General features: G+C 41.6%; 18 protein-coding genes and 2 pseudogenes. 5 read left to right on the top strand and 15 right to left on the bottom strand.

Translation table 11 applies throughout. The annotated features are described in order from the left end of the window. Positions 1-198: 198 nt before the first annotated feature. The gene (locus tag V7L29_RS27755; RefSeq protein ID WP_334737470.1) at positions 199-711 is read right to left on the bottom strand and encodes a phosphate-starvation-inducible PsiE family protein; all 513 of its coding nucleotides are present in this window, start codon (positions 709-711) and stop codon (positions 199-201) included. Between the two features lie 106 nt (positions 712-817). Continuing rightward, positions 818-2,548 (bottom strand): diflavin flavoprotein, encoded by a 1,731-nt coding sequence (locus tag V7L29_RS27750; RefSeq protein ID WP_334737469.1) that lies wholly within the window; start codon positions 2,546-2,548, stop codon positions 818-820. Between the two features lie 219 nt (positions 2,549-2,767). Between V7L29_RS27750 and V7L29_RS27745 the strand changes: the two genes are divergently transcribed. After that, complete coding sequence (locus V7L29_RS27745) at positions 2,768-3,721, top strand: 1-aminocyclopropane-1-carboxylate deaminase/D-cysteine desulfhydrase (RefSeq protein ID WP_334737468.1); 954 nt, start codon at positions 2,768-2,770, stop codon at positions 3,719-3,721. A 610-nt stretch (positions 3,722-4,331) separates the two neighbouring features. On the opposite strand, the gene V7L29_RS27740 is transcribed toward V7L29_RS27745, so the two are convergent. Both V7L29_RS27740 and V7L29_RS27735 read right to left on the bottom strand, forming a co-directional pair. Beyond that, complete coding sequence (locus V7L29_RS27740; RefSeq protein WP_334737467.1) at positions 4,332-5,627, bottom strand: sensor histidine kinase; 1,296 nt, start codon at positions 5,625-5,627, stop codon at positions 4,332-4,334. Then, entirely contained in the window at positions 5,624-8,053 is a 2,430-nt protein-coding gene (locus V7L29_RS27735; RefSeq protein ID WP_442944274.1) for an ATP-binding protein, read from the bottom strand. Before V7L29_RS27735 ends, V7L29_RS27740 begins: the two co-directional genes overlap by 4 nt. A gap of 354 nt (positions 8,054-8,407) precedes the next feature. Here V7L29_RS27735 and rpaB point away from each other — a divergent pair, with 354 nt between their 5' ends. Further along, entirely contained in the window at positions 8,408-9,148 is a 741-nt protein-coding gene (rpaB, locus tag V7L29_RS27730) for a response regulator transcription factor RpaB (protein WP_334690262.1), read from the top strand. Positions 9,149-9,301: 153 nt separating this feature from the next. Here rpaB and V7L29_RS27725 read toward each other — a convergent pair whose 3' ends face one another. The 9 genes and pseudogenes from V7L29_RS27725 to V7L29_RS27685 all read right to left on the bottom strand — a co-directional run bounded on the left by V7L29_RS27725 (position 9,302) and on the right by V7L29_RS27685 (position 18,683). Then, on the bottom strand, positions 9,302-11,569 hold the full coding sequence (locus tag V7L29_RS27725; RefSeq protein WP_334737466.1) for a glycoside hydrolase family 10 protein: 2,268 nt from the start codon (positions 11,567-11,569) through the stop codon (positions 9,302-9,304). Positions 11,570-11,819: 250 nt separating this feature from the next. Continuing rightward, complete coding sequence (locus tag V7L29_RS27720; protein WP_334737480.1) at positions 11,820-12,095, bottom strand: hypothetical protein; 276 nt, start codon at positions 12,093-12,095, stop codon at positions 11,820-11,822. A gap of 16 nt (positions 12,096-12,111) precedes the next feature. Further along, a pseudogene (locus V7L29_RS27715) lies at positions 12,112-12,162 on the bottom strand (hypothetical protein); the annotation flags it as partial. Between the two features lie 4 nt (positions 12,163-12,166). Next, entirely contained in the window at positions 12,167-12,538 is a 372-nt protein-coding gene (locus V7L29_RS27710) for a hypothetical protein (protein WP_334737465.1), read from the bottom strand. A 56-nt stretch (positions 12,539-12,594) separates the two neighbouring features. Beyond that, on the bottom strand, positions 12,595-13,659 hold the full coding sequence (locus V7L29_RS27705) for an HlyD family secretion protein (RefSeq protein ID WP_334737464.1): 1,065 nt from the start codon (positions 13,657-13,659) through the stop codon (positions 12,595-12,597). Between the two features lie 446 nt (positions 13,660-14,105). After that, entirely contained in the window at positions 14,106-15,206 is a 1,101-nt protein-coding gene (locus V7L29_RS27700) for an ABC transporter ATP-binding protein (RefSeq protein WP_334690268.1), read from the bottom strand. Positions 15,207-15,214: 8 nt separating this feature from the next. Next, the gene (locus tag V7L29_RS27695; RefSeq protein WP_334737463.1) at positions 15,215-16,099 is read right to left on the bottom strand and encodes a carbohydrate ABC transporter permease; all 885 of its coding nucleotides are present in this window, start codon (positions 16,097-16,099) and stop codon (positions 15,215-15,217) included. Positions 16,100-16,102: 3 nt separating this feature from the next. Next, positions 16,103-17,014, bottom strand: a complete 912-nt coding sequence (locus V7L29_RS27690; protein WP_334737462.1) for a carbohydrate ABC transporter permease — start codon at positions 17,012-17,014, stop codon at positions 16,103-16,105. 337 nt (positions 17,015-17,351) lie between these two features. Continuing rightward, on the bottom strand, positions 17,352-18,683 hold the full coding sequence (locus V7L29_RS27685) for an ABC transporter substrate-binding protein (RefSeq protein WP_334737461.1): 1,332 nt from the start codon (positions 18,681-18,683) through the stop codon (positions 17,352-17,354). 290 nt (positions 18,684-18,973) lie between these two features. Here V7L29_RS27685 and V7L29_RS27680 point away from each other — a divergent pair. Both V7L29_RS27680 and V7L29_RS27675 read left to right on the top strand, forming a co-directional pair. After that, positions 18,974-19,084: pseudogene (locus tag V7L29_RS27680) on the top strand (ATP-binding cassette domain-containing protein); the annotation flags it as partial. 76 nt (positions 19,085-19,160) lie between these two features. Beyond that, positions 19,161-20,006 carry a GNAT family N-acetyltransferase gene (locus V7L29_RS27675; protein WP_334737460.1) on the top strand — a complete coding sequence of 282 codons (846 nt, stop codon included), beginning with the start codon at positions 19,161-19,163 and terminating at the stop codon, positions 20,004-20,006. A gap of 203 nt (positions 20,007-20,209) precedes the next feature. Here V7L29_RS27675 and V7L29_RS27670 read toward each other — a convergent pair whose 3' ends face one another. Next, complete coding sequence (locus V7L29_RS27670; protein ID WP_334737477.1) at positions 20,210-21,475, bottom strand: hypothetical protein; 1,266 nt, start codon at positions 21,473-21,475, stop codon at positions 20,210-20,212. A gap of 89 nt (positions 21,476-21,564) precedes the next feature. Here V7L29_RS27670 and V7L29_RS27665 point away from each other — a divergent pair, with 89 nt between their 5' ends. Next, positions 21,565-22,806 carry a hypothetical protein gene (locus V7L29_RS27665; RefSeq protein WP_334737459.1) on the top strand — a complete coding sequence of 414 codons (1,242 nt, stop codon included), beginning with the start codon at positions 21,565-21,567 and terminating at the stop codon, positions 22,804-22,806. Between the two features lie 18 nt (positions 22,807-22,824). Here V7L29_RS27665 and V7L29_RS27660 read toward each other — a convergent pair whose 3' ends face one another. After that, positions 22,825-24,438 (bottom strand): ATP-binding response regulator, encoded by a 1,614-nt coding sequence (locus V7L29_RS27660; RefSeq protein WP_334737458.1) that lies wholly within the window; start codon positions 24,436-24,438, stop codon positions 22,825-22,827. Between the last annotated feature and the right edge of the window lie 44 nt (positions 24,439-24,482).

Genomic DNA, 24,482 nt, shown 5'->3' with positions numbered 1-24,482 from the left:
TCTCTTAATTAAAGGGCATGGGGCATGGGGCATCGGGCATGGAGAAGAGACAGGTAGACAAGGAGAGAAGTCTGAGCGCCGACTTGGGGCGAGCAGAACTTCGGGGAGAGACTTGTTCAATAATTCCCACTTGTCCCCCTTGTCTTGCTTGTCTCCCTTTGCTTCCCCTGCTTCCCCTGTTTCCCTTGCTCCCTATTCCTAATGACCATTGGTTTGTGTTAATTCAGGCTTGGCTCGGTTTCTATAACGTTTAGATGCTTCTTGTTCCGGGTCGATACCTTCAAATGTAGGGGGTAGCCAAACTCGGAGGAACAGTAGTATTCCCAGCACTAATAAAAAGGCACAAGTTACTAAGACTTGACTCCAATTTGTTTCTAAAACCCCTTTTACAATGACTTCTCGCAAGGCAGAAACAATGGAAACTTCAACAGCTACCCCAATAGATACTCGATGTTCCTGTAGGTAAATAATCAGCAGTCGGAATAACTCAACTAAGATGAGTAAAAAGAGAATATCGGCAGTAACAGCATGAAAATCTAAAGGTGGAAGTAAGGAGAGAAACATATCTCTCACCTGAAGCACCATGAAGCTAAATAAACCGATACACAAAGAAATCACAATTACATCTTGGATAAATTCCAAGGTTCGCACGACACGCGCCCGATTGATTTCGTACATGGTAATTGGGGTATTTTCAACAGATTTATACATAGCTTTTTGTGACTGGGGAGTGGGGAGTAGGAAGCAGGGGGAAATAAGAAGACAAGGAGAGAAAAAGAGAAGGGGACAAGGAGAATGACTAATGACAAATGACCATTTAGTAATGATTGCCAATTTTGCGGTGATGGGCGGCGGTAAGTGCATTTAGCTTGGCAACTCTTCCAGTTTGGACTGTGCTATAAATTACCCAATGATCTCCACAATCCATGCGGCTAGTAATTTCACATTCCATGTAAGCTAGGGCTTCAGCGAGAACAGGCGATTCATTCTTAGCTGGATATGTCTTGACTCCGGCAAAGCGGTCTGCACCAGGAGCAAAACGCTTCAGGAAATGTTTCATTAATCCTTGATATTTGCCTTCTTCTAAAACATTTAAAACGAAGCGATCGCCAACGTGCATCAAAGATTCAATTGCCCGATCTTTGGAAACTGCGATCGCCACTCCTAAAGGTTCAAGACTCGCTTGTGTCACCCACGAAGCCAACATTGCACTCTGAATTTCTCCTTTTTTGGCAGTGATAATATATAATCCTGTGCTAACACGTCCTAAAGCTTTTTCTAGCTCGGTATTGATGGATTTGATCTGTTTAATGGTGCGATCACGATTCAGCCATTGACCCATATCTATCCCCGCTTCATCACAAAGCTGTTCCGTTGCTTGGGTAGGAATTTCCTTAACTAAGATAGGTGGGAAAGCTTCAGTTAATCCCAGTTCTTGAAACTTATTACGTAAAGGATAAAGAGGTTCATCTTCTCCCCCTCCCGACTCTAATAAACCAATTGCCTGTTTCTTGTGAACAGCAGCTAAAATGGTACTTAAAGCCGCTTGAGACATCACCGAAGATTGAGCTGGCATTGCAATTACTAAACCTGAAGCTTGTGCAACTAATTCTCGAACTTCTTGAGGCTCGGCACTATTGAGAACTACTAATTCTACTGCCACGTCTGTTTTCGCACATCCATGTGCTATGGTACGAACTAAATGCTCGCTATACCCGTAATCTTCAACATAAAATAGAGCCACTAAAGTCTCTGTTTTTGCTTGTTCTAAACTCCAGTTTTGATACCGTCCGAGCCATTCGGAGATATAGTGTTGTAATAAAGGGCCATGTCCTGTGGCAACTGTTCCTATTTCTAATTTTTCAATCCGCTTTAAAGCTGTCAAAACAGACCGGGCATTGGGGCCCATGAGACAATCATAATAATATTTAAAATCCTCCTCTATTGAGGGAAGATTTTCATCATAGGTGTGGTCATCACAGTAGTGCATCCCAAACACATCACAGGTGTAGAGAGTGCAAGTTTTGTGGTCATAAGTCAAGATTGTGTCAGGCCAGTGTAAGTTAGGTGCAGAGATAAATTCTAATTCGTGTCCGTTGCCTAAATCTAATCGCTCTCCACTTTTCACCTGCCTTGATTTAAAAGGCTGGTGAACCATATTTTCTAAAAATTGAATAGCTACCCTAGCACCGACAACAGTAATCGAGGGAGCTAATTGTAAAATATTTTTCACTAAGCCACTGTGGTCTGGTTCTGTGTGGCTAATAATCAAGTAATCTATTTTAGTCGGATCAATTAATCCCACCAGTATCTCCAGATATAGCTGCTCAAACTTGCGGTGAGATGTGTCAACTAAGGCAACTTTTTCTGCCTGAATTAAGAAAGAATTATAGGTCGTCCCATTCCGTAAACCAAACTCGATATCAAAACGTTCTCTATCCCAGTCGAGACAACGGATAGCAGTCGTTTGAGGAGCAATTTCAACAGTTTGAATCGTCAAACGTCCGGGATTGGGAATAACTTGAGTAAGCTGTGTGAGTGCAACCATTTGTTTTCTCCAAAAAGATATTATCTGGAGCGAGTGTTATGTTTCTTATATTTACCTGAAATACTCAATTAGTAAAATGCCAATTTCTAAAGCTAATCATCAGAAAGATTTATTCTTCATTTTGATTGACTTACCATTGAATTCCCCAATGTTTATCATTACTTTTATGTTCAATAATCAACGTGAGAGAATGTAAATTCTAAGTTAGAATGTTGACACATGTCGTTAACCTTTTTTCCTCCTCTACAACAAATTAACAGCGAAATTGTCCGCCACGCTGGTGTTGATCTGTATGTGCTACGCCTCGACCTCATGCACCCGTGGGTTAACGGCAACAAGTGGTTCAAGCTGAAATACAATCTTTTGGAGGCCAAAGAGAAAAATTTCACGACGCTGCTTACCTTTGGCGGCGCTTATTCCAATCACATCTATGCAACTGCTGCGGCTGGTAATATTTTCGGTTTTCGCACCATTGGTGTAATTCGTGGGGAACAGAGGCTATTATTGAACCCGACGCTGAGTTTTGCTGTACAGCAGGGTATGCAGCTTGTGTACCTGAACCGCGAGACGTATCGACAGCGCAACACACCAGCGCTACAGGAATATTTGCAACAACGCTTCGGTAAGGTGTTTATCATTCCCGAAGGTGGGAGTAATTTAAATGGTGTGCGCGGCTGCACAGAGATAGTTGGTAATGCGATGCCTACGGCTGGCTACGCCTACGCATTTGATCATATATGCGTAGCCTGCGGTACAGCTACTACACTGGCTGGTATTACGCTTTCGTTGGATCAAAGGCAAAAAGCGATCGCTTTTTCAGTATTGAAAAATGGGGCTTTTCTTGCACAAGAAATCGAAAGTGTGCTGACAAATTACCTCGCCTCTGGTTTCCCCTCGCCATATACCTCTCCAGCTTCCTGGGAATTGGTATGTGATTACCACTTTGGCGGCTATGCAAAGGTGAACGATGAGCTGCTACTGTTCAGCCAACAGTTCAGGGAGGAACATGGCGTACCCCTTGATTACGTATATACTGCCAAAATGTTTTACGGAGTGATGGATTTACTAAAGCAGGGATTTTTTCGTAGAGGCGATTCATTGCTCCTGGTACACACAGGAGGCTTACAGGGTAACGTCGGGATAGAGGAGCGATGGCGCAAGCGCCCGCCGTAGGCGATCGCTCCGTAGTCGATTACGTGCTGTTGAAGGAATTAATAACAAACTTACAGCAGTTTTCATGTATTTGAACCACATCTGTCGTAGGGACACACCATTGCTGTGCCCGTAGAGCGTGGTCTTATCCCTCTTCTGTCACTTTCGGGAGAGAATAATCTGGGATGCTTACAGCATAAGACTTTTACCAAAAACCTTGATTTTAAGCATTCTGTTAGAAAATAAACGCTCAAATGCCCGTTCTATCTATGGTTGAATATTTGGCTTTTATTTTTATTTTCCCAGAGTCACAGAAGAGGGTTATATCATGTCCGGTTAAAGACTTCTCATTAAGACCGCAGGGGGCAGGGGGCAGGGAGCAGGGGGAAAGAGGGTTTCCTGGTTTTTGCACAGATGCGTGAATTATAACTAATTAACCGGACATGATATTATTTACCTGAAAATAGCTGTAAGCTGATTAAATGCTTCGGTTATGGCTTTAAAAACTTTAAAAACTTCCAAGTTAGATGCTTGTTAAATTGGCATTTCAAATATTAGTTTTGCATATCATCTAATGAAGAATCATTTTTATTTAGTTTTACCAAGTAATCTATGCTATGCAGATTTTCATTTATCGGATAGGCAATTCAATTACAAACTCTGTGCTTTCACCTTGTGTTGAATGGCAAGTTAGCTTGCCGCGATGATTGTTAACTACAATTTGGTAAGCAATAGATAAACCTAGCCCTGTTCCTTTACCGATGGTTTTTGTGGTGTAGAAAGCATCGAACATTTTTCTCTGGTCTGCTTCGCTGATTCCTGAGCCATTGTCTGCAATTCGGAGAATAACTCGTTCTCCAACTAACTCAGTTTGAATCCGAATCACACCAAGATATTTGGAAGTTTCCTCAAAGTATTGATTCTTTTGGCTTTCTTCAATTGCATCGAGCGCATTGCAAATCAAATTCATAAAGACTTGATTTAGTTCGCCGGGATAGCACTCAATAGGTGGCAATTCTCCATATTCTTTGATTAGTTTGATTGCCTGACAATGAGCATTTGCTTTAAGTCGATGACCGAGAATGAGTAGCGTACTTTCTAGACCTTCATGCAGGTTAGCAAATTTCTTGCCTGCTTCTCTGTGGCGAGAGAAGTTATTCAACGATGAAACAATTTCTATAACGCGCTCTGTACCAACTTGCATAGATTGAATAATTCTAGAGAAATCATTTAACAAAAAGCTGATATCTTTTGTTTTAATAGCATTTTGAATTTCCACAGGTGGGTCAGGCAGATACTTTTGATATAGCTTGAGTAAATCGACAACCTCTTGAACGTACTGTTCCACAAAATTTAAGTTGCCAGCTATAAAATTGATCGGATTATTCACCTCATGGGCAATTCCTGCTGTTAGATGACCCAAGGCTGCTACCTTTTCTGCTTGGATCAGTTGGGTTTGAACCTGTTGTAATTCGGTGTTTTTGGTAATCAAGGTTTTTGTCAAATTTCTCAGCTTCAGTTGGTGTTCTATTCGCACCAAAACCTCTTCATACTGAAAAGGTTTGGTAATGTAGTCTACGGCTCCCAATCGCAATCCTTTAACTTTCTCAGCCGGATCTGAAAGAGCAGTCATAAAAATGATTGGAATATCCTGGATACGAGGATCGCTTTTTAGGTGTTTACAAGTTTCAAATCCATCCATACCTGGCATCATTACATCAAGCAAAATTAAATCAGGTAAATGCTCATTGTCTAATCTTTGAATGGCTTTTTCACCACTACGAGTCGCCCAAACTTCAAAGCAAGACTGATCTAAAAAGCTCGATAAAACTTGTAAGTTGGCAGGGTTATCGTCAACGACTAAAACAATTTCTCTAGCAGGATCGCAATTTAGAGAATTTTTTTGGTCGCCTATCGTCGCACTCATACTGTTTCCACTCCATATTGAGTCAAGAAGTTGAGGATTAAATCTTCGTCAAACTGCCTCGCTAGTTGCCGCAATTGGTGAGCAAAGGGAGCAAAGTTTGTGTCTATTTCCTCTAGTTGAGTGGCCAATTTGAGAATGGCATTGAAGTTACCTTTACTGGCTAAGGCCGCCAATTCGCGCAATACATCGGGGTCAGGAGGAGTCAATTTATCTGATGGGCGATCGCCTGTTGTAGCCGAATTGATTCTTTGTTCCTCAGACTGAGACTGTTGGTAAATCCATGCCAAACCTAAGTGGAACTCTAATTGATGCAGTAATTCATCTGCATATACAGGTTTGCTCAAAAAGGCGTCACTTCCTGCTTTTAGACTGCGATGTTGGTCAGCTTCAAAGACACTAGCGGAAGAGACAATAATCTTGACATCCACGATATCTGGGGTATGACGCAGGTGTTGAATCAATTCAAACCCATCCATTTCTGGCATGATCAAATCTGTAATCACCAGGTCTGGTTTAAGGGCGATCGCTTTTTCTAAACCTTCTTGACCGTTGGTAGCTTCGACTACATTGAAACCCAGTGGTTGCAGTAAGTTTGTAATTACTGTGCGATTCTCCCAGCGATCATCCACCATCAGGATGGTGCGGGGGCTACCTTCAAAGCCAATGATTTGTCCTTTTGATGCAGTCATAGCAGACTGTACCGATTCTCTTGCTTCGGCGATCGCAATCTCAAACCAGAAAGTACTACCCTGACCGATCTGACTCTTAACATGGACATCGCTACCCATCATCTGCACTAACTGCCGAGTAATAGCTAACCCCAACCCCGTCCCTTCGGTCTGACGTTTTTTCTCACCTACTTGTTCAAATGGTAAAAAAATCTTGCCCAACTCGTTTGGAGTTATCCCAATTCCCGTATCTTCTATACTAAAGCGTATGCGATATTTCACTGTCTGCCCATCACCAGGAAGTTGATCGATTACCTCAACCTTGAAAGTAACTTTACCCTCATCCGTAAATTTGATGGCGTTCCCCAGCAGATTCAAGACAACTTGACGTAACCTTTTGACATCGACATGAACCCCAGTAGGTAAGTTGATCGCAGGTTCATAGACAAACAAAATACCCTTTTGTTCTGCCCGAATCTGGCAAATTTCCCCGATCCCCTGTAAAAAAGACGGGAAATGCACATCATGAGGATGCAGTTCCAGTTTTCGCGCTTCAATTTTAGAAAGATCCAAAATCTCATTGATTAAAGTCAGCAGATGAGAGCCACACTGTTCAATGATGTTTACATGATATTGCTCTGGCTCTGGCAAACCTTTGGAACGCAGCAAAATTTGAGCACAACCCAAAATACCATTCAAGGGCGTTCGCAGTTCATGGCTCATGTTGGCTAAAAATTTGCTCTTAGCATGGTTTGCAGTATCAGCCGCTGCTTTGGACTTTTTCAGTTGAGCCTGTTCAAATGCTTGCACCCTCCACAAGACAGTGATCATCGTCACTGTTAGTCCACCCACAATCAGGGCAATAAAATCGAGGAATTGCAGCCGAGATTCAATATTTTGGCGTGGAATCACCAGAGCCACAGACCAATTAGCTTCTCGCAACGGCACAAAAGCAACATACTTCTTTGCGCCGTCAATTTCCATCAACTGAATTCCCTGTTGTTTGTTTACCATCTGCTGCGCGATCACCTTTAAATTGCCATCTGGAATTTTCAGCAGGCTGGGTGCAGGTTTTTCGAGCGTTGACATTAAAGTTGAGTTGGGATGGACAATCGCTTGTCCTTGAGAATTGAGGGCGAACGCATAGCTGTTGTTACCGTAGTGCAGAGAGTTGACCACCTGAGCAATGTGATCAACTTTAACGACGCCTTGGAAGGTGCCAATTGGTGAACGAATGGTAGGAGAATTTGACCAGATCGGAGTGCTGATCGCAATTAAAGGAATGCCTGTGGAACGGCTGATAAAGGGATCGGAAATGTTGCTTTTTCCGGCTAGTGCTTTTTGAACGTAGTCTCGATCCTTAATATTCTTATTTGACCGACCAACCTTAGTATTAGAATACGAACCATCTGGAGTAACCATTTGAAAAAAGAAAAATTCATCGATCTGCTCAACTTCTGACTTTAAATAGGGATCTGCCACAGACCAGTCTAAGGAACGTACAGTAGAAGTATGAGCAAGGGTTTGCACCTCCACTTTGCGAACATGCAACCATTCCTCAATTTCATCAACCCCTCTTTGTACCTCTAAAAAAGCTCTTCCTCTCAACTCTTCTAGCGTTATTTTTCGAGCAGCTTCATAGCTAAAATAAGCAGAAATACTTACAATAAGAGTAGTGCCGCCGAGAATAAATCGGATCAGCAAATTGTGCCAGGAATGCATTTTGGGATCAGATGCGCTGGAGTTGGCTCTTATCAAAGGTTCCTTCCTTAAACAATCGCTAAACAGAAAAAAGGGCTATATTTAGATTGCCCAAAAAATTATTGATAATCGCAGCCTTGATTGTTACCCATAGCCAAATAATCAATATTTCCCCTGCCTCAAGAGCTTGCCCCAATTCATCCCACCGTTCTGCAACATCATAAAATTGAGGTACTGATTGCTCCAGTTTAGGTAGCTCATGTACCGCGATGCCAACATAAAGAAATCTTTAACTTATTGAACTCTTTTTTTAGATTACTGCTTTAGAGCAAGTCCAAGGCAATTTTGTGTTTTTGACTCCTAATAAGCAGATAATGGAAGCTTAAGAGTTCTCGCTGTGGAGGAACAGCGTTGAGAAATTTAGAAGGTGATAAACAAAAAATTCTGGTAGTAGATGACGAAGCCAGCATCTGCCGGATTTTACAGACGCGTCTAGAGATGATTGGCTACAATGTAGTTACAGCTAACGATGGCGAAGAAGCTTTGTCAGCTTTTCGTCAAGAGGCTCCTGATTTGATAGTTTTGGATGTGATGATGCCAAAGCTAGATGGTTATGGAGTATGCCAAGAATTACGGAAAGAGTCAGATGTACCAATTATTATGCTTACAGCTTTGGCAGATGTCGCAGATCGCATTGCTGGGCTGGAATTAGGTGCTGATGACTACATGACAAAACCTTTCTCCCCCAAAGAACTAGAAGCTCGAATTGCCTGTATACTACGGCGATGCTTCCATAAAACCAGTATCAATGCTATTCCTGATTCTAGAATCATCCATCTAGGCAATCTCAAAATCGATACAAATAAGCGGCAAGTCCATAAAAACGATCAGCGGATTCGGTTGACAGGTGTGGAGTTTAGCTTACTAGAGTTGTTAGTAAACAATGCTGGAAAAGTTTTTTCTCGATTAGAGATGTTACACCAAGTGTGGGGTTTTGTACCAGAGCTTCATACAGACACCCGTGTGGTAGATGTGCATATCTCGCGATTGCGGACAAAGGTAGAATCCGACCCCAATGACCCAGAATTTATATTGACAGCAAGAGGTAGTGGTTATTTTTTCGCGCGAATTATTGAATCAGAGCAAGAATAAAGTAAAGTTTGCTCTCTAAGTTTTATAGTTGTCATCGATATATATGGAGGTGGATGTAGACTTGTGATGGCTGGGATCTTTATGAGCGGGCAAGTGCCTATTCACAGATAATTAATTGAACACTATCTGAGGGAGCAAGTCTTTACTTTCTTGTTACCGCCGACTGCGAAAACCCTGTTTTCCATTAACTTGGTCAAAGAGGACATCGTATTTATCAAAAAATGCGATTCCAGGATTTACAAATATAGTCGGTTCTGCCTGTGGCGAGATACTTAAATTCCAGCGATTAAATCCGTCACGGGTTCCTGGAATCAGACTGTAATCAAAAATGCTATTTATTGCTACTTTCACGGCATTTGCTGAACCTAATACTCCTGGTTTGAGTTTACCTGCTGTAGAAGCTGATTTGAATTCAGTCAAACCATTAATAGTTGCAGTATCAGCAATCATTCTGCCATTACAAGAATTTTTAGCAGAATTCCCAGCAATAGTTAAACAAACTTTGCCCAGTCGAGAGTCCCATCTGTTACCGGGTACATTATTAATTTCGGGTTGTTGACTCCAAGAAGCCATTTTGAAACCTGCTTGATTCTCAGCTGTTAAACCGAGAAGTAGGCTGCCATTGTTGTTACTACCACCATTTCCAATCACGATAAATCCGTTACTCAGATTGCCTGGTAATTTTCTCAATGGGTTATAAGGAAGTGACTTTTCAAAATAGTTGACACCGACAATACCAGAAAATGGCAGACCAGTATTTGCTGAACATTTAGGTTTTTGGGCAGTACATTGGCGACTAGTAACAATCTGTACCGGAACAGGTTCTGCGGTGGGAATCAAACCAAATCGGACATTAGTATAAACTAATTCTCCCTCCAAGATAGTACCATCACTTAATACCTCCTTAATATTTTGACCTGTTGTGCGGATCGGGGCATTACCTAAAAACTCTTTGGGAACTCTTAGCCCTGCTGACCCTGTATCGAATAAAATACGTCTTGGCTGACCATTTGCGATCGCTACTTCCAGAAAATAGCCGCGAACACGTTGACCGAGAGAAGGTTTTGTGTATAAAGGTAAGGATATGGTGTCAAAAGTTGGCTTGCGGGGTGTATTTTGAGAGATGTCGCGCAACGCTGAATTTGGGAAAAGAGCCGCAAATGCTGACTGTCGTTGTGCTGCTGGTTCAGGCGCAATATCCCAAAGGCTTTCGTAGTAGAAAAAGCCGATACCTAAACCACGTTGTTGCGTTGCTTCTACCTGAGATTGGATTTGTGGTATGGAAACTGGGCGATTTCGTAACCCCGCCATAATACCGATACCAGTTGGGATGATTTGTTGTGTTTCTAAAATTTCTGGACGGGTAATTTGAGCGATAAAACTTTTTAAATCATTACGGTATACCTGCATAATCAACTCATCGACAATACCCAACCGTACCCAGTTCAGCCAGTCTTGCAGTTGTATCTTATAGGAGAAATCATAGTAATTGGGAGCAAGTGAGAAAATGGCATTCGGTTTTCTGGCTTTTACAGTTTGGTGGAGATCTACCATGAATGCAGTAATTTTATCTGCCCGCCATTTGATCCATGCTTGAGCTTGGGGATTGGGTGGAGGAGGATTCCCAGTTTCTTGAGTATATAGACTAATCGTGTACTTATCGTAACCAAAATCCACAGGTAAACTCATGTGGTCGTCAAATTGAACGCCATCAGCATCGTATTGAGTGATAACTTCCATGACGAGTTCGCGGATAAACTTTTGCACTTCGGGGTGAAAGGGATTTAACCACGCTACTTCACCCGCAGCACTAATTGAAGTTTGAGTCCCATCTCGCATTTGTGTTAGCCAATCTGGATGCGACGATGCGAGTTCTGAAGTTAGAGGAACCATGAAACCAAATTCAAACCAGGGTATTGCTAGTAGCCCTTGTCTACGGGCTTGAGTGATAATGTCTGCAATTACATCTTGTCCATCTGTTCCCTTGAAGAAAAAGGGGATACCCATTTTTTGCGTTATGGCGCTGGGGTATTGTGTATAACCATCATTCCAGACTACGGGATAAACAGTATTAAAGTTTAACTGCCGCAGTTGACTCATGGCTGCAAGCACCTGTGAACGATCTCTGAAAACGCTGAAATCGTTACCACTTAGCCACACGCCCCGAATTTCCTGACGAAGTTGAGGAGGTAGCTGGGCAACAGCAGGGGCAAAGCTGTTGAGTTGCAATACCGCAAAGAATGATATCAGACATAATAATGGCAGCAGACGCTTTTTTAAAAGCCACCAAGCTTGAGGAATCAAAGGCCATGTCTGTTGACTCGCTACACGTAGCTGTACCCGTCTGTTTACAGGCTTAAATAGTAAGTTAGTTAGAGTCGTATTCATTTCTCTGCTTTTTTCCCAAAACTGAGTTGTCATTACTTCTACTTACTCAACGTCGGTTAATTAGTTATATTTCATTCCATATAAACGTTAAATTGCTAGACCAGGAAAACTGATACAGTAATTTAGCTGCAAGATAGTTGACGCAGTTATAAGGTTAGTGGTGCCAAATAGAAATGTTTCAAATGTAAGCTGTAATTAAGTTGCCTCACCCACCAGGGGATCAGGGCAAACGCATTTAAAATTAACAAAACTAAAAGCACAAAAACCTTTGTTTTGGTAGTTTTCAATTTGCCACAAACTGCGTTCCATTAGTATCCAGTGCGTTGCGATCGCCTACAGCAGGCGCTTGCGCCATCGCTCCGGGTTGGATTTGCTCGAATGCCTCAAACCAATCTTCGATGGCTAAAAACCCTTTATTTTCTCCTGCGGCGAGCGCAAGGGTGAATAACGCTAGGCATAATGGTAGCTTATAACGTTGTCCCGCTCGGCGACGGGAGTCTTGAAGCTCTGCAAAAGCTTCGATAATCGTTATAACTTTCGAGTGCAAACTTACTTGCACTATAAAAACCTTGTTTTGGTGCGCCAATCAATCCCGCTACTGAACTGATATTGATAATTATGCCCACTATGCTATTGTCTCATAACTGGCAAAACAGCATTGGTAACGCGGACAACACCCCAAAAGTTGGTTTCAAAGGGAGCATCCCAAATGTGCAAGTTTATTTTAATACGGTATTTTGACTTAGAGGGTGTTTGAAATAACGTAGACGCTGACTCGGCTTGCCGCAGCCAAAAGTGTATCGCGTCGTTTCCCGCCTTTTGTGTTAGAGGAGCGTCACTTTTCAAGACAGGCGAAGGCAAAGGACGCATGTTCCTATTGAGAGCAACCTTCTGGGTTTGAAACGTGTGGGCTTTTTCTTTGTGAATCTTTTTGTTGCTGTAATCGCTGTTGTTGGCGGGAGCGATTGGGCTGGATTGCCTGAAGTCACGTCTGCTACCCAATATGTTGATTGTCCAATTTTGAAAGTGCCGACACTTTTGCCTCTTTTGAATAAGTTTTACTTAGTTTCAACTTTGACAACTGCTGACATTCCCGGAGTAAATCGAGATTCGTAACCTTGAATACTTGATTTATCAAACAGAATCTTGACGGGAATTTCATGTAGTAAATTACTGGAAGCCGAATTGCTTGTCAGATTATCTTGTGGGATGAAGGCAATACTATCTACCTTGCCTTGAAACTGGTGATTAGCAAAGGCTGGGATTGTAATTTTTACCTTTTGCTCTGGCTGTATTTTTTCTAACTGCTTTTCGGGAAAATAGGCAATAATCCAAGGACGTAGCTGTATTATTGATAAAAGAGTTTGTCCTGGAAGCACCTGCTGTCCTACTTGGACGTTTTTATTTGCAACTACTCCACCGACCGAAGTCGTAATGTTAGTGTAGTTCAACTCCAGTTGGGCTTTTTTTACCTCTAGCTGCTTTTGAGTAAAAGTGGCTAACGCTACTTTATATTGTTGCTCATTTATCTTCTTTTGCTGATTAAGAACTTGTGCTTGTAAAGTTCTTTTTTTTATGAAAGCTTGTTGTTGTATTTGAGCTTTTTCATTTTCAGCAACTGGTTGAGGTAATGGAATCTCAATAGCAATTTTTGGAATTTTCTCCTGTGCCAATCTTGCTTGCTGTTTAGCTAATTCTAAAGATGTTTTTGCCTGTGCCAAAGATAATTGATAGTTGCTTTTGTCAAGTTTCACTAATACCATGTCTGGAGGTACCATTTGATTATCATTGAATGTAATTTCAGTGACTATTCCTGATACACGAGTAGTCACAGGGTTAATCTCTGCTGTAACATAAGCATTATCAGTTTCTAAATATCTTTGCATATATTGCCATTGCTCATAAGCAGAATTTCCTGTATAAACTGCAACTACACTAAACAACACTCCTAATCCTGTAAGTGGTAGCAGATACCGAATCCAAGGAGATGATAATCTTTCCTTAAAAGCATTGTTCGATTCACTAGAAGTGTTAGTTAGCTCCTGTTGCGACACAACGGGAGTTTTTCGTTCTAAGAATTTGGTAACTTGTTGGGACTGTTGTAAAAAATTTTTAAGTTTCATCAGTGATATTTATGTAAGTAAAGATTTCAGTATAAATCTTAGCACTGCTTAACTAGTTTGCTTACAGAGTACGGCAAATATTACTTGAATACATAATTACTCTCAAAATAGCTTCATCGTCAACTAAACAAAAGTAATTTAGGTAAAGTTGAGCTAAGGGCGTATATATAACCCAATACAGTTCAGTTAAGAAAATAATCTGGTCATGTAAATAGGACTTACGCAAAAACCTCTCAAACTCTTATTCCCACCGAAGTTCTGATGCCTACAGCGGGCTGCGCCAACGCCGTCAGCCGGCGCTCAGAGTGAAAGTTTTTTGGACACAATTCGTTAATATCTACTACTAAAACTTTACATTCATACGCTCCCTAGTTGAACTAGCGTTTTTCATTTGGTACAACGCCAATCAGGAGTTGGGCTATCTATAGGTATCTACAACTGTAGTACTAACTCCTGACACCTAACATTTGTCTTTTAACAAGAGCATGGCCAGATTGAACATCAAACCAGTGAATATCCTCAGGGGGCAATGCTAGTGTAATATCCTCGCCACTCCAATTTTGGTCTGTTGCTAACAAAGCACGTATTGTAATTGCTTCGGTTTGTGAACCTTCAATCCTGACACTGACCAAATAGTGCATACCCAAGTTTTCTACTAAAAACACTCGCCCTTGGATAGTCTGGGTATCACCTGGTTGAGCAATGCGGACATTTTCTGGGCGGATTCCTAGAACAATCTGCGGTGGTACAGTTGGTATATCTGGGAGAAGCACTTGAAAGTTACCCAGGATCGCGTATTTTCCTTTACAAGGTAGAGTCAGCAAATTCATTTGCGGACTACCAACAAATCCAGCTACAAATAGATTTGCTGGATGGTTATAGATGCGGTCAGGTGGGTCAAGTTGCTGGACATAGCCATCGTTGAGTAATGCAACTTTCGTAGAGAGCGTCATCGCTTCTGTTTGGTCGTGAGTGACGTAGACAACTGGCACTTTTTGGGCTGCAAAAATTTGCTTGATATCGGCTCGGACTCTTTCCCGCAGCAGTGCATCCAGGTTACTTAAAGGTTCATCCAGCAGGTAGACATTAGCATTACGCACTAAAGCCCGACCGACAGCAACCCGCTGCCGTTGACCTCCCGACATTTGACCAGGCTTGCGGTTCATTAACTCTGCTAATCCTAAAACTTCTGCCACTTCTGCCACTCGCTGTTTAATTTCTGTAGGTGATACTTTTTTCAGCTTCAGTCCAGAAGCAAGGTTTTCGTACACCGTCATGTGGGGATAGAGTGCATAGCTTTGAAATACCATTGCAATGTTGCGATCGGCTGCTCGTTTATAGGTAACATCTACATCCCCAATTTCAATCTGACCGCGAGTTGGTTCTTCAAGACCCGCAATCATGCGTAGGACGGTGGATTTACCACAGCCAGAAGGGCCAAGTAAAGTCAGAAACTCATGGTTTTCTACAGTTAAACTAACGTCTTTGACAGGAATGACTTTAGGATTGTAGGTTTTATTCAAGTTTTTGAGTTCGAGTTTAGCCATTTTGATTTTTATCCTTTGACAGCACCAGCGGTAAGACCTTGGACAATCCGGCGCTGGAAAAACAAAACTAGTAAAATCAGGGGTAACGTCCCCACAACAGTAGCAGCGGCGATCGGGCCGTAGGGAATTTCATATATTGTCGCACCACCCAACTGAGCAGCAGCAACGGGAATTGTCTTCAACTCTTCACGCGTCATAAACGTGAGAGCGAAAATAAACTCGTTCCAAGCAAAAATAAAGGTGAGGATTCCAGTAGTCACCAAGGCGGGAAGGGTCATAGGCAGCACGATTTGCCACAGTAGTTGAAAGGTGTTGTAGCCATCGACTCTAGCAGAATCTTCCAAGTCTTTTGGCAATTGTTCAAAAAAGCTTTTAAGCACCAAAATTGTTAACGGCAAATTGATCGCAGTATAGGGTATAATCAGCGCCAGATAATTGTTGCCCAATCTAAGCGCCTGGATAATTTCTAACAGTCCTAAGAACAACAGAATTCCAGGAAATAAGGTCACGATTAGAACGCTGGCGAGGATAACTCGTTCACCCCAAGGGCGTAACCGTGCCAGAGCATAAGCCGCAGGTGCGCCGATCGCTAAAGCTACAGCTGTAGAAGTAATCGACACAAAGGCACTGTTGAAGATGTAGCGCCAAAATGGGCGACGGGTAAATAACTCAATGTAGTGATTGAAAGTGAATCGTGTGGGGAAATAGACAGTAGGAACGGCGGCAATATCCTCATTCACTTTAAACGAGGTCAGCAATTGCCATAGGGCTGGCGCTAGGCTGAATAGCATCACTAAGGCAACTATTATAAACAGCAAGATTTTTTTTAGAGAAAACTTTGTTCCCTCTGTTTGTTTTGGAGTCGTTGAAACTGCTTGTGGAGTTATGCTCATGGGTTAAATAGCTCCTGATGTTTTGGCACGGTATTTGTTAAGCAAGAAACTAGCGATCGCCACCGCCACAATCAATATTAAAAATGTCACTACTACAAGGGCTGCTCCATAACCAAAATCTAAGTAGCGCATCACTGTGGAATAAATGTACAATGACACCACTTCCGTAGCGCCACCAGGGCCACCCCCAGTCATCACAGCAATCAAGTCGAAAATCCCAAAAGCTTGAGCAAACCGAAATAGCACTGCAATTAAGATTTGCGGCAGCAGTAATGGCAGGGTAATATTGCGGAAACTTTGCCAAGCAGTTGCTCCATCGACTGAGTAAGCTTCATAGAGGTCTTTTGATATCGACTGCAACCCAGCTAGCAACAGGATACTAATAAACGGCGTAGTTTTCCAAACATCAGCAAAAACTACTGCGATCATCGCCAGCGTTGGATCTCCTAACCAATTAATCCCAGTCTTAATCAGCCCCAACCGCAGCAAAATATCGTTCACAACCCCAAACTGGTCGTTAAAAATCCAAGACCACGCCAGACCAATCAAAGCAGTAGGCAAAGCCCAAGGGATAATTGCAGTTGTACGCACTATGCCCCGTCCAAGAAACGCCTGATTGAGAACTAAGGCAATCCCTAGTCCTAGCAGTAGTTCTGAAATTACTGATGCTGTTGTGAACACGATTGTCGCCCACAAACTCTGCCAAAAACGACCATCACCCGCCATCCGCACATAATTCTCCAAACCAGAGAATACAGGTTGTAGCTCTGTTGCCAAATTTTTAGTAAATACGCTTAACCAAAATGCTCGTAAAATCGGGTAGGCAAATACAAACAACAGCAGCAGTAATGCGGGTGTTAGTAAAATCCAGGCTGTCTGTTGTTCTCGATTTCTGAGTGTATGTAAATTTGTCATTTGTTATAAGGGATTGGGGATTGGGGATTTTGAACTCCATTAATGAGCCTTTGAACTCCATTAATGAGCCTTTGAACTCCATTAATGAGCCTTTGAACTCCGTTAATGAGTCTTTGAACTCCATTAATGAGCCTTTGAACTCCATTAATGAGCCTTTGAACTCCATTAATGAACCTTTGAACTCCATTAATGAACCTTTGAACTCCATTAATGAGTCTTTAAACTCCGTTAATGAACCTTTGAACTCCATTAATGAGTCTTTGAGGTGGATTAATAAGTCTTTAAGGTGGATGAATGACTATCCAAGGTAGATGGAACGAGTCTTTAAGCCAATGCTTTAACTTCTAACTCCCTTGCCCCCTGCCGCCAGCAGTCGCCGCGTTTCAGCAGCAGCAGCTTGCATTGCTCGTTCAGGATTTATCCGACCGGATAAGGCGGCGCTGAGATAACGCTGCAAAATATCTGATGTCTGAGCATATTGGGCGATCGGCGGACGTAAAACTGCATTGCCCACGACCTGCAATAACTGCGGATAGTGGGGGTATTTAGCAACAATCTCTGGGTCTGTAAACAAATCCCGGCGATTTGGCACATAGCCTGCACTGAAAATGAATCGACGCTGTGCTTTTTGACTGGTAAAATACTGAATTGCTTTCCAAGCTTCTTCAGGATGGTGAGAGGATTTCGCAATCCCTAAACCCCAGCCCCCTAAACAACCGGCTCCCGTCTTACCAGGAGCATGAACCATCGGTTTAATTGCAATTTTGCCCCGGATTGGCGAATTTTCTGCCTGGGCTAAAGGCCACGCATAGGGCCAACTGCGTAAAAACGCTACTTTACCACTTTGAAACAAGCGTCGGGTATCTTCTTCTTGGTAGGTCGTGACTCCAGGAGGAGAAACGCCTTCCTTAACGGTACTACGCAGAAACTCAATGGCTTGTAATGTTTCTGGTCGATCTAGTCCAACTTCGAGCGTCTTGGGATTAACCCAAAAGCCACCAAAGCCATCGAGGACTTCCGCAAACATCGCCACAAGTCCTTCATATTGGCGACCTTGCCAAAGATAGCCCCAATTCACTTCCTTTTTCTTCTGCAAAATTTGGGAAATTCTAATCAAATCATCAAAGGTTTCGGGCGGTTTCAACCCTGCTTGTTTAATTAAATCTTCCCGGTAGTAGAGCATTCCCACGTCGGAACGCACTGGAATGCGGTACAGCTTGTTTTGGTAACGTCCCCCTTCTACATCTTGTGATGAAAATGCTGCCAACTCTTTTTTAGAAATGCGATCGTCTAGGGGTAGTAACCATCCAGCAGCAGCAAACTTGGATGTCCAGATCACATCCATATTAATCAGGTCATAAGGGGATTCACCCAAGATAAAAGATGAGGTATATAGGTCTTCGAGCAAATTTGTGGCATTGGGCCCTTCAACTAGGTTAATGCGAATACCAGGGTTCTCAGCCTCAAAGTCTCTAATTAAACCCTGCCTCCAAGGTTCGGCATCAGGAGCAGTCATTAATATATTGAGGGTAACTGGTTGCTGTGAGAGTGCTACCCAACTGAACAATATGATGATGCTCAACAGAGTTGCCAGGAAAACCCCTATATGGAAATAACTTTGTTTTTGGATGAATTTTTGTAACTTTTTTATTGGCTTTCGGTATAACATTATCAATAAAAAAATATTTTTTTGAAAAAATAAATTCACTTTAGGCTCTGACCAGGATTCGGAAGGGGAGGGCAAACAATTGCAGAGGGAAACTGAGATAGAATCTGCTTTAGATAGAGTTTTCAGTATTCAGTTCAAAATCATACCATTTAGTTATAAGGTTTATGAACAATGGCATACACTTCTGATAACGCAAAGTTGTATATCGCTGAATTAGTGATGGAATGTAACGTTGCAGGAAATTCACGCGATGTTGTTGATATCAACCTACATTCCGCACCTTCTACTGTGAAGCTTTAAAACGAGTAGGTTTGGAAAACCGCCTCAACAACAAACCCAATCAACTTTCTGGGGGACAGCAACAAAGGGTGGCGATCACGCGTGCAATTGTTAATTTGCCATAAAAATATTAACAGTGATCACTCAGTTTGCGAAAGCGAAGTTAAATAGTTAACAGCCTAGTAGTAAGAAGATATTATGACTACTGACAATTTCATCGTCCGCCTAATGAAAAGATCGGAAATGGATTTGGCGATTGCTTGGGCAGCAAGCGAAGGTTGGAATCCAGGAAGCTATGATGCTGAATCTATTTATCAAACTGACGAGAGCGGTTTTTTATTGGGCGAGTTGAATGGTGAGCCGGTGGGGTGCATTTCTGCTGTTGCTTACGATGCACACTTCGGCTTTCTAAGTTTTTACATTGTGAAACCCCAGTTTCGTGGGCAGGGGTTGGGTATAAAAATTTGGAAGACAGCAATAGACTATCTAGGTGCTGACCGTAACATCGGTTTGGATGGTGCATTAGCTCAACAAGATAACTACAAAAAGTCTGGTTTCCAAATCGCTTATAACCATATTCGTTATGAAGGGGTGGGTGGCGGTGTTGTGCCTGCTGGGATCGTGGAACTGAAAACAGTGCCTTTTGAAGAGTTGGTGGCTTACGATCGCCAACTTTTTCCTTCTAAGCGATCGCTGTTTCTGCGACATTGGATTGAACAGCCAGAAAGTACTGCCTTAGGGTTTCTCAAAAATGGATATCTTGTTGGTTACGGAGTTATCCGGTCTGCCCACACAGGTTTTAGGATTGGACCACTGTTTGCTAATGACGAACAGATTGCTGAAGCTTTATTTCAAGCCTTGCTTGCACAAAATCCTCATGCTCCAGTATTTTTGGATGTGCCGGATGCAAATCTACAAGCGATTAACCTAGTTCAACGTTACCAATTGCAGCCAGTCTCTCAAACTGCTCGGATGTACACTAAAGAAATTCCTAATTTACCTATTAATCGCGTCTTTGCTGTGACAAGTTTGGAACTAGGTTAGAGACGGACAAACAACGTGTTTACACCCCTAATATACAATCCCACTAGTAAGCGCCTGAGTTTTTCTGTTAGTCCGCGTAGGTCAAACTTGATGACTTTCAAGAGGTCAGTTCTTAATAAGTGCTACGATCGCAGCTACCAACAAATAAAGTCCGCCTACGCAGACTTTAAAAAATAGTTATTTCAAGAATTGCCGTAGGCGTTTTAGTTAGCTGAAACTACCTCTGTCTCATTTTTCGATTTATCTCTAATGTTAAAGTAGTAATAAAGATTAGCAACAGTTAAGTCTGATGCCTGCTGCAAATTAGATGTAACTAATGTTTGATAACCAGTAATTACAGCTTGTTCACTAATATAAAATTCGTACTCTCGACGTAGTTCAGGCTCGAAGATAAATAGTAACTGGTCACGAAGCGAATAGAAATGAGATTTTTCAGTTAAACTCTCATATACTAATTGTTCTGGCGGTTCTGCTAAATTAATTGTAGAGTAGTGAATCTCTAGACTATTAAAATCAGCGCTACTTAAAAGCTTTAAATCTGATGAAGGAAGCGATTGTATCCAATCAACATGATTTTGCCACGAATCCAATACTGCTAAATCATGATTTTTAATGCGAATAATTTCAGGAAAGAGAAAATCAAGCTCATCATGTGATTCGCAACGATTAATCACAGTGAGAGCATCTTGAGAGATTTTATCTTGGAGATGAGACAGGCGATCGCTCACTGCTGAAACCTCATTCTGCACTTGATAAGTTGCAACAATCACCTGTTCAATTGCCCAAGCACATTCGAGTCTGCGTAGTTGGCCAGCTGCACAGGTTTCTTCTAGTAGATGGGGATTGCTGTAATCTGCTAAAGCCGCAAATAACATTCCCCTGACGCCATCAATTTCAGCGTTTCTCCGGCTGAAATCTTGCAATTGCATCGCTGATCGGAAGCGGTTCATCGCCTGGATAAACACTCCATACGCCCTCACTAAAGCTATGTGATGCTGTTCAAATTTGATATCTTGGGCTACTTGTTCAATTATTTGTCTAATTTCTAATCCTTGGTCTTTTAAGGCTTGTTTCAAGTCAATAAAACCGTTTTTGACTTCCAGCCTCATTTGCTCTACTTCTTTTCTTAATTTCATTGTTTGGTGTAGGTTGATTGCTGTCAACGCTACACCTGCTATTGTTCCCACACCAATCAAGGCTGTAGTTGCTTGCAGCACACCCAAGCTAGTTTGTATAGTTTGCAATCCCTTCAGTACTGCTGTCAAACCTTCCCTACTCGGAATCAAATTATAATCAGTTACCAGTGGAGATAAAGGGCTGTTGTTGACTGTAGCACCAATAGCATGGCCAACAAACTGCCCGGTGACTGCATCTCTAGCTATGCTTAAGGGTACTCCATTGCTAGAGACTTGTAGATATTTCCCAGCATCAATACCAGCTTGAATTCCAGGCGGAAATTGGAACAGCATATTCATAAGTTGCTAAAAGCTAATTTTCTTGAATTTAACTGGTATAAAAAAGCAAAGATAACCGTATTTATTCGGGATATTTATTAATTTTGTCTAAATCTGGGCATACTAAGCTTGAAAAACTCTATCGCCTCATATACTTTATGGATACTTCACTGGTTCGCTCTAAGACGGTTGAGCTATTGTCACAGATTACCGGACAAAAGCTGATTCAAAAAAATATCACGCCGCTCGTGATATTTCTGGGAAATTTAGTCACGGTGCTCCTGGGAGTGATAATTGATAAATTTCCGAATTTTGACAGTGGTGGAAAACTAAAAATCAAGTATTTTATTACTCAAATAAATAAGGTGGTACAAATAAATTTAGATGGATTGTATCAATTTGAGGATATATCAAAGGGTAAAATTAAAATTTCTGAAGCAGAAAAGCAGAAAATATTTGAAAAAATAGGAGAAGCAAGTGGGCGAGATGTCAAAATTAAAAGTTTCGCAGAAATTCAAAAAAAAGAAGTAATTAAAAAAGCTAGTGAGTCATGGACTAAGTGGCGTGAAGAACTCAAAAAAAATATTACTCATCAAAGTAAACACTGGGATTCATTACACAGTCCTGTTGTTAGTCAAGACAAACTCATTCAAGACTACATAAATCAATTTACTGAAACTGTGTCACGAGAGATAGATATATGGGGTAATACAAAACTTAGAGATGTCATTTTGCTCAAAACTATTGAGGATTTAGATGCAAAAATAGCTTATGAGCTAAATGCAATTCAAAGTGAATTTCAAAGTATAGATATGCATATACAAACAAATTTAGGTCAACAACTTAAACTTTCAATTAATGGTATAAATGATGACTTTACGGGAATGGGAGGAATTGGTGGTGGTCTTGGGATTGGTGCTTTAGCTGCTGGATTTATGGTATTTTCAGGGCTTGGATTTATTGCCGTAGTTGTTGCAAGTCTAGCTGCTGCAATAGCTGGTTCGTTTGGTTTAGGAATGCTAGATTTTGATGGACTAAAAGACCAAATAAAAGGGAAAGTAATTGAACTAGGATTTGAAAAATTCGATGAGTCAATGGATAAATTCTCTGAGAAGTTAGATGAAATAGTTGGCTCAGTCTTTGAAAACCGAGTTGAATCAGCCAGTCAAGTCATTGCACAAGCGATCGCACTTTACGAAAATCTCCTAGAACAACAGGAAAAAGCTCACAACGAAACTCTGGAACAACGTGAGGCTGAAAAGATGTGGATTTATCAAAAGCGCGAAGAACTTGAGCAAGTACAAAATGGGTTGGAAGTCATTCTCAGTAAATGTACTATTATTTAATCGCCTTGCTTACAGGCTTCAGTTCTTAACAAGTGCGATGATCGCAGCTACCAGTTTGGCAGGATCGGCTGGTTTTGCGATATGGAGTTGAAATCCGGCTGTAAAAACCTGTTTTTGTGTCGTTTCTGCGGCGTAAGCACTTAGGGCGATCGCCGGAATTTGTCCACCTAAATTGGCGGGCATCGCTCGTAACTTGCGGATTAAAGTGTAACCGTCAACTTCTGGCATACCTAAATCGCTTAACAGCAAATCTGGTTTTGATTCCATAATCGCAGTCAGTGCTTCACTGGCAGATGCTGCGATCGTCACGATTGCTCCCTGCTGTTCCAATAGAAAGGACAGAAACTCAAGGGTATCAGCATTATCATCAACAATTAACAAACGTATTCCTTCTAGTGGAGCATAAAGCATACCCAATGAATAGGAATCGTCTGATACATTGTGATTTTCCTTTTCTAATTCCAGATGTTGAAATATGGGTAAGCTAACTGTAAACGTCGCACCTTTTCCTTCTCCTAAGCTCTCTGCCCAAACTGTACCACCATGTAACTCGACAAGTTGGCGCACAATCGCCAAACCAAGTCCTAGTCCACCAAAACTTCTGGTTGTAGCACTATCTGCCTGACGAAAATACTCGAATACATGTGGCAGAAAGTCGGGACTAATACCTTTACCCGTATCACTGACTCTCAGTTGTACCTGAGAATTAATCTGTTCTAAGTAGACTTCTACCTGTCCACCAGATGGTGTGAATTTAACGGCGTTAGAGAGCAGATTCCAAATAATTTGTTGAATACGATTACTATCACCCTTCACCTGTCCAATTGCTGTATCCAAATGAAGATTAATTTGAATAGACTTGGCTTCTGCTGCCAATTGCACTGTCTCTAAGGCAGCTTCAATAGTAAAAACAAGATTAACGGTTTCTAAATTAAGTGCTAGCTTGCCCTGGAGAATCCGAGATATATCCAACAAATCTTCAATCAACTGAGCCTGTAGTTCAGCATTTCGTTCGATTGTCTCCAGGGCACGCACAGTAGTAGCTTCGTTTAATGAACGATTTTTCAGTAGCTTTGCCCACCCCAAAATTGGATTAAGAGGAGAACGAAGTTCATGAGAGACAATTGCTAAAAATTCATCTTTAATCCGGTTTGCAGTTTCAGCAACTTCTTTTGCCCGTTGGCGTTCTTCTGCTATTGCTAAAGCCTGATCACGGAGGTTTTTATATTCCTGAACTCGGAACGTTAAATCTGTGAAATCTTCAATTGAGAACAGAGCATAAAATCTATCTCCATCAAATGCAGGCACAGCAGTAACGGTTGTGTGTTGAATCCGGTATTTATCTTGGGATATAGGTACAGGAATGATATATTTATGCAGTTGAGAAGAAAAGATTGTCGGAGGCCCGCCTTGAAAAATTTGGTACAATCGGCTAGCATAACGAGATTGATTCAGATGAGGAAAGTATTCCTGAATAGAAATTCCTAAAATCTTACTTCTGGGAATTTTCGTCCATTCTTCTAAGCAGCAATTCCAGAAGATAACAATATAATCTGACTGTAGAACAAAAGCTCCTAAAGGAATTTTATCTAAAAGGCTAAATTTTTCCTGAGCTTGTTCAATTATATTCATTGGATTATCAAACTTTTTTCAGACTTTTATCAACGCTTTTTGTG

The organism is Nostoc sp. (assembly GCF_036916575.1).
Classification (GTDB): Bacteria; Cyanobacteriota; Cyanobacteriia; order Cyanobacteriales; family Nostocaceae; genus Nostoc.
This window is presented reverse-complemented; position numbering and strand designations above follow the sequence as displayed.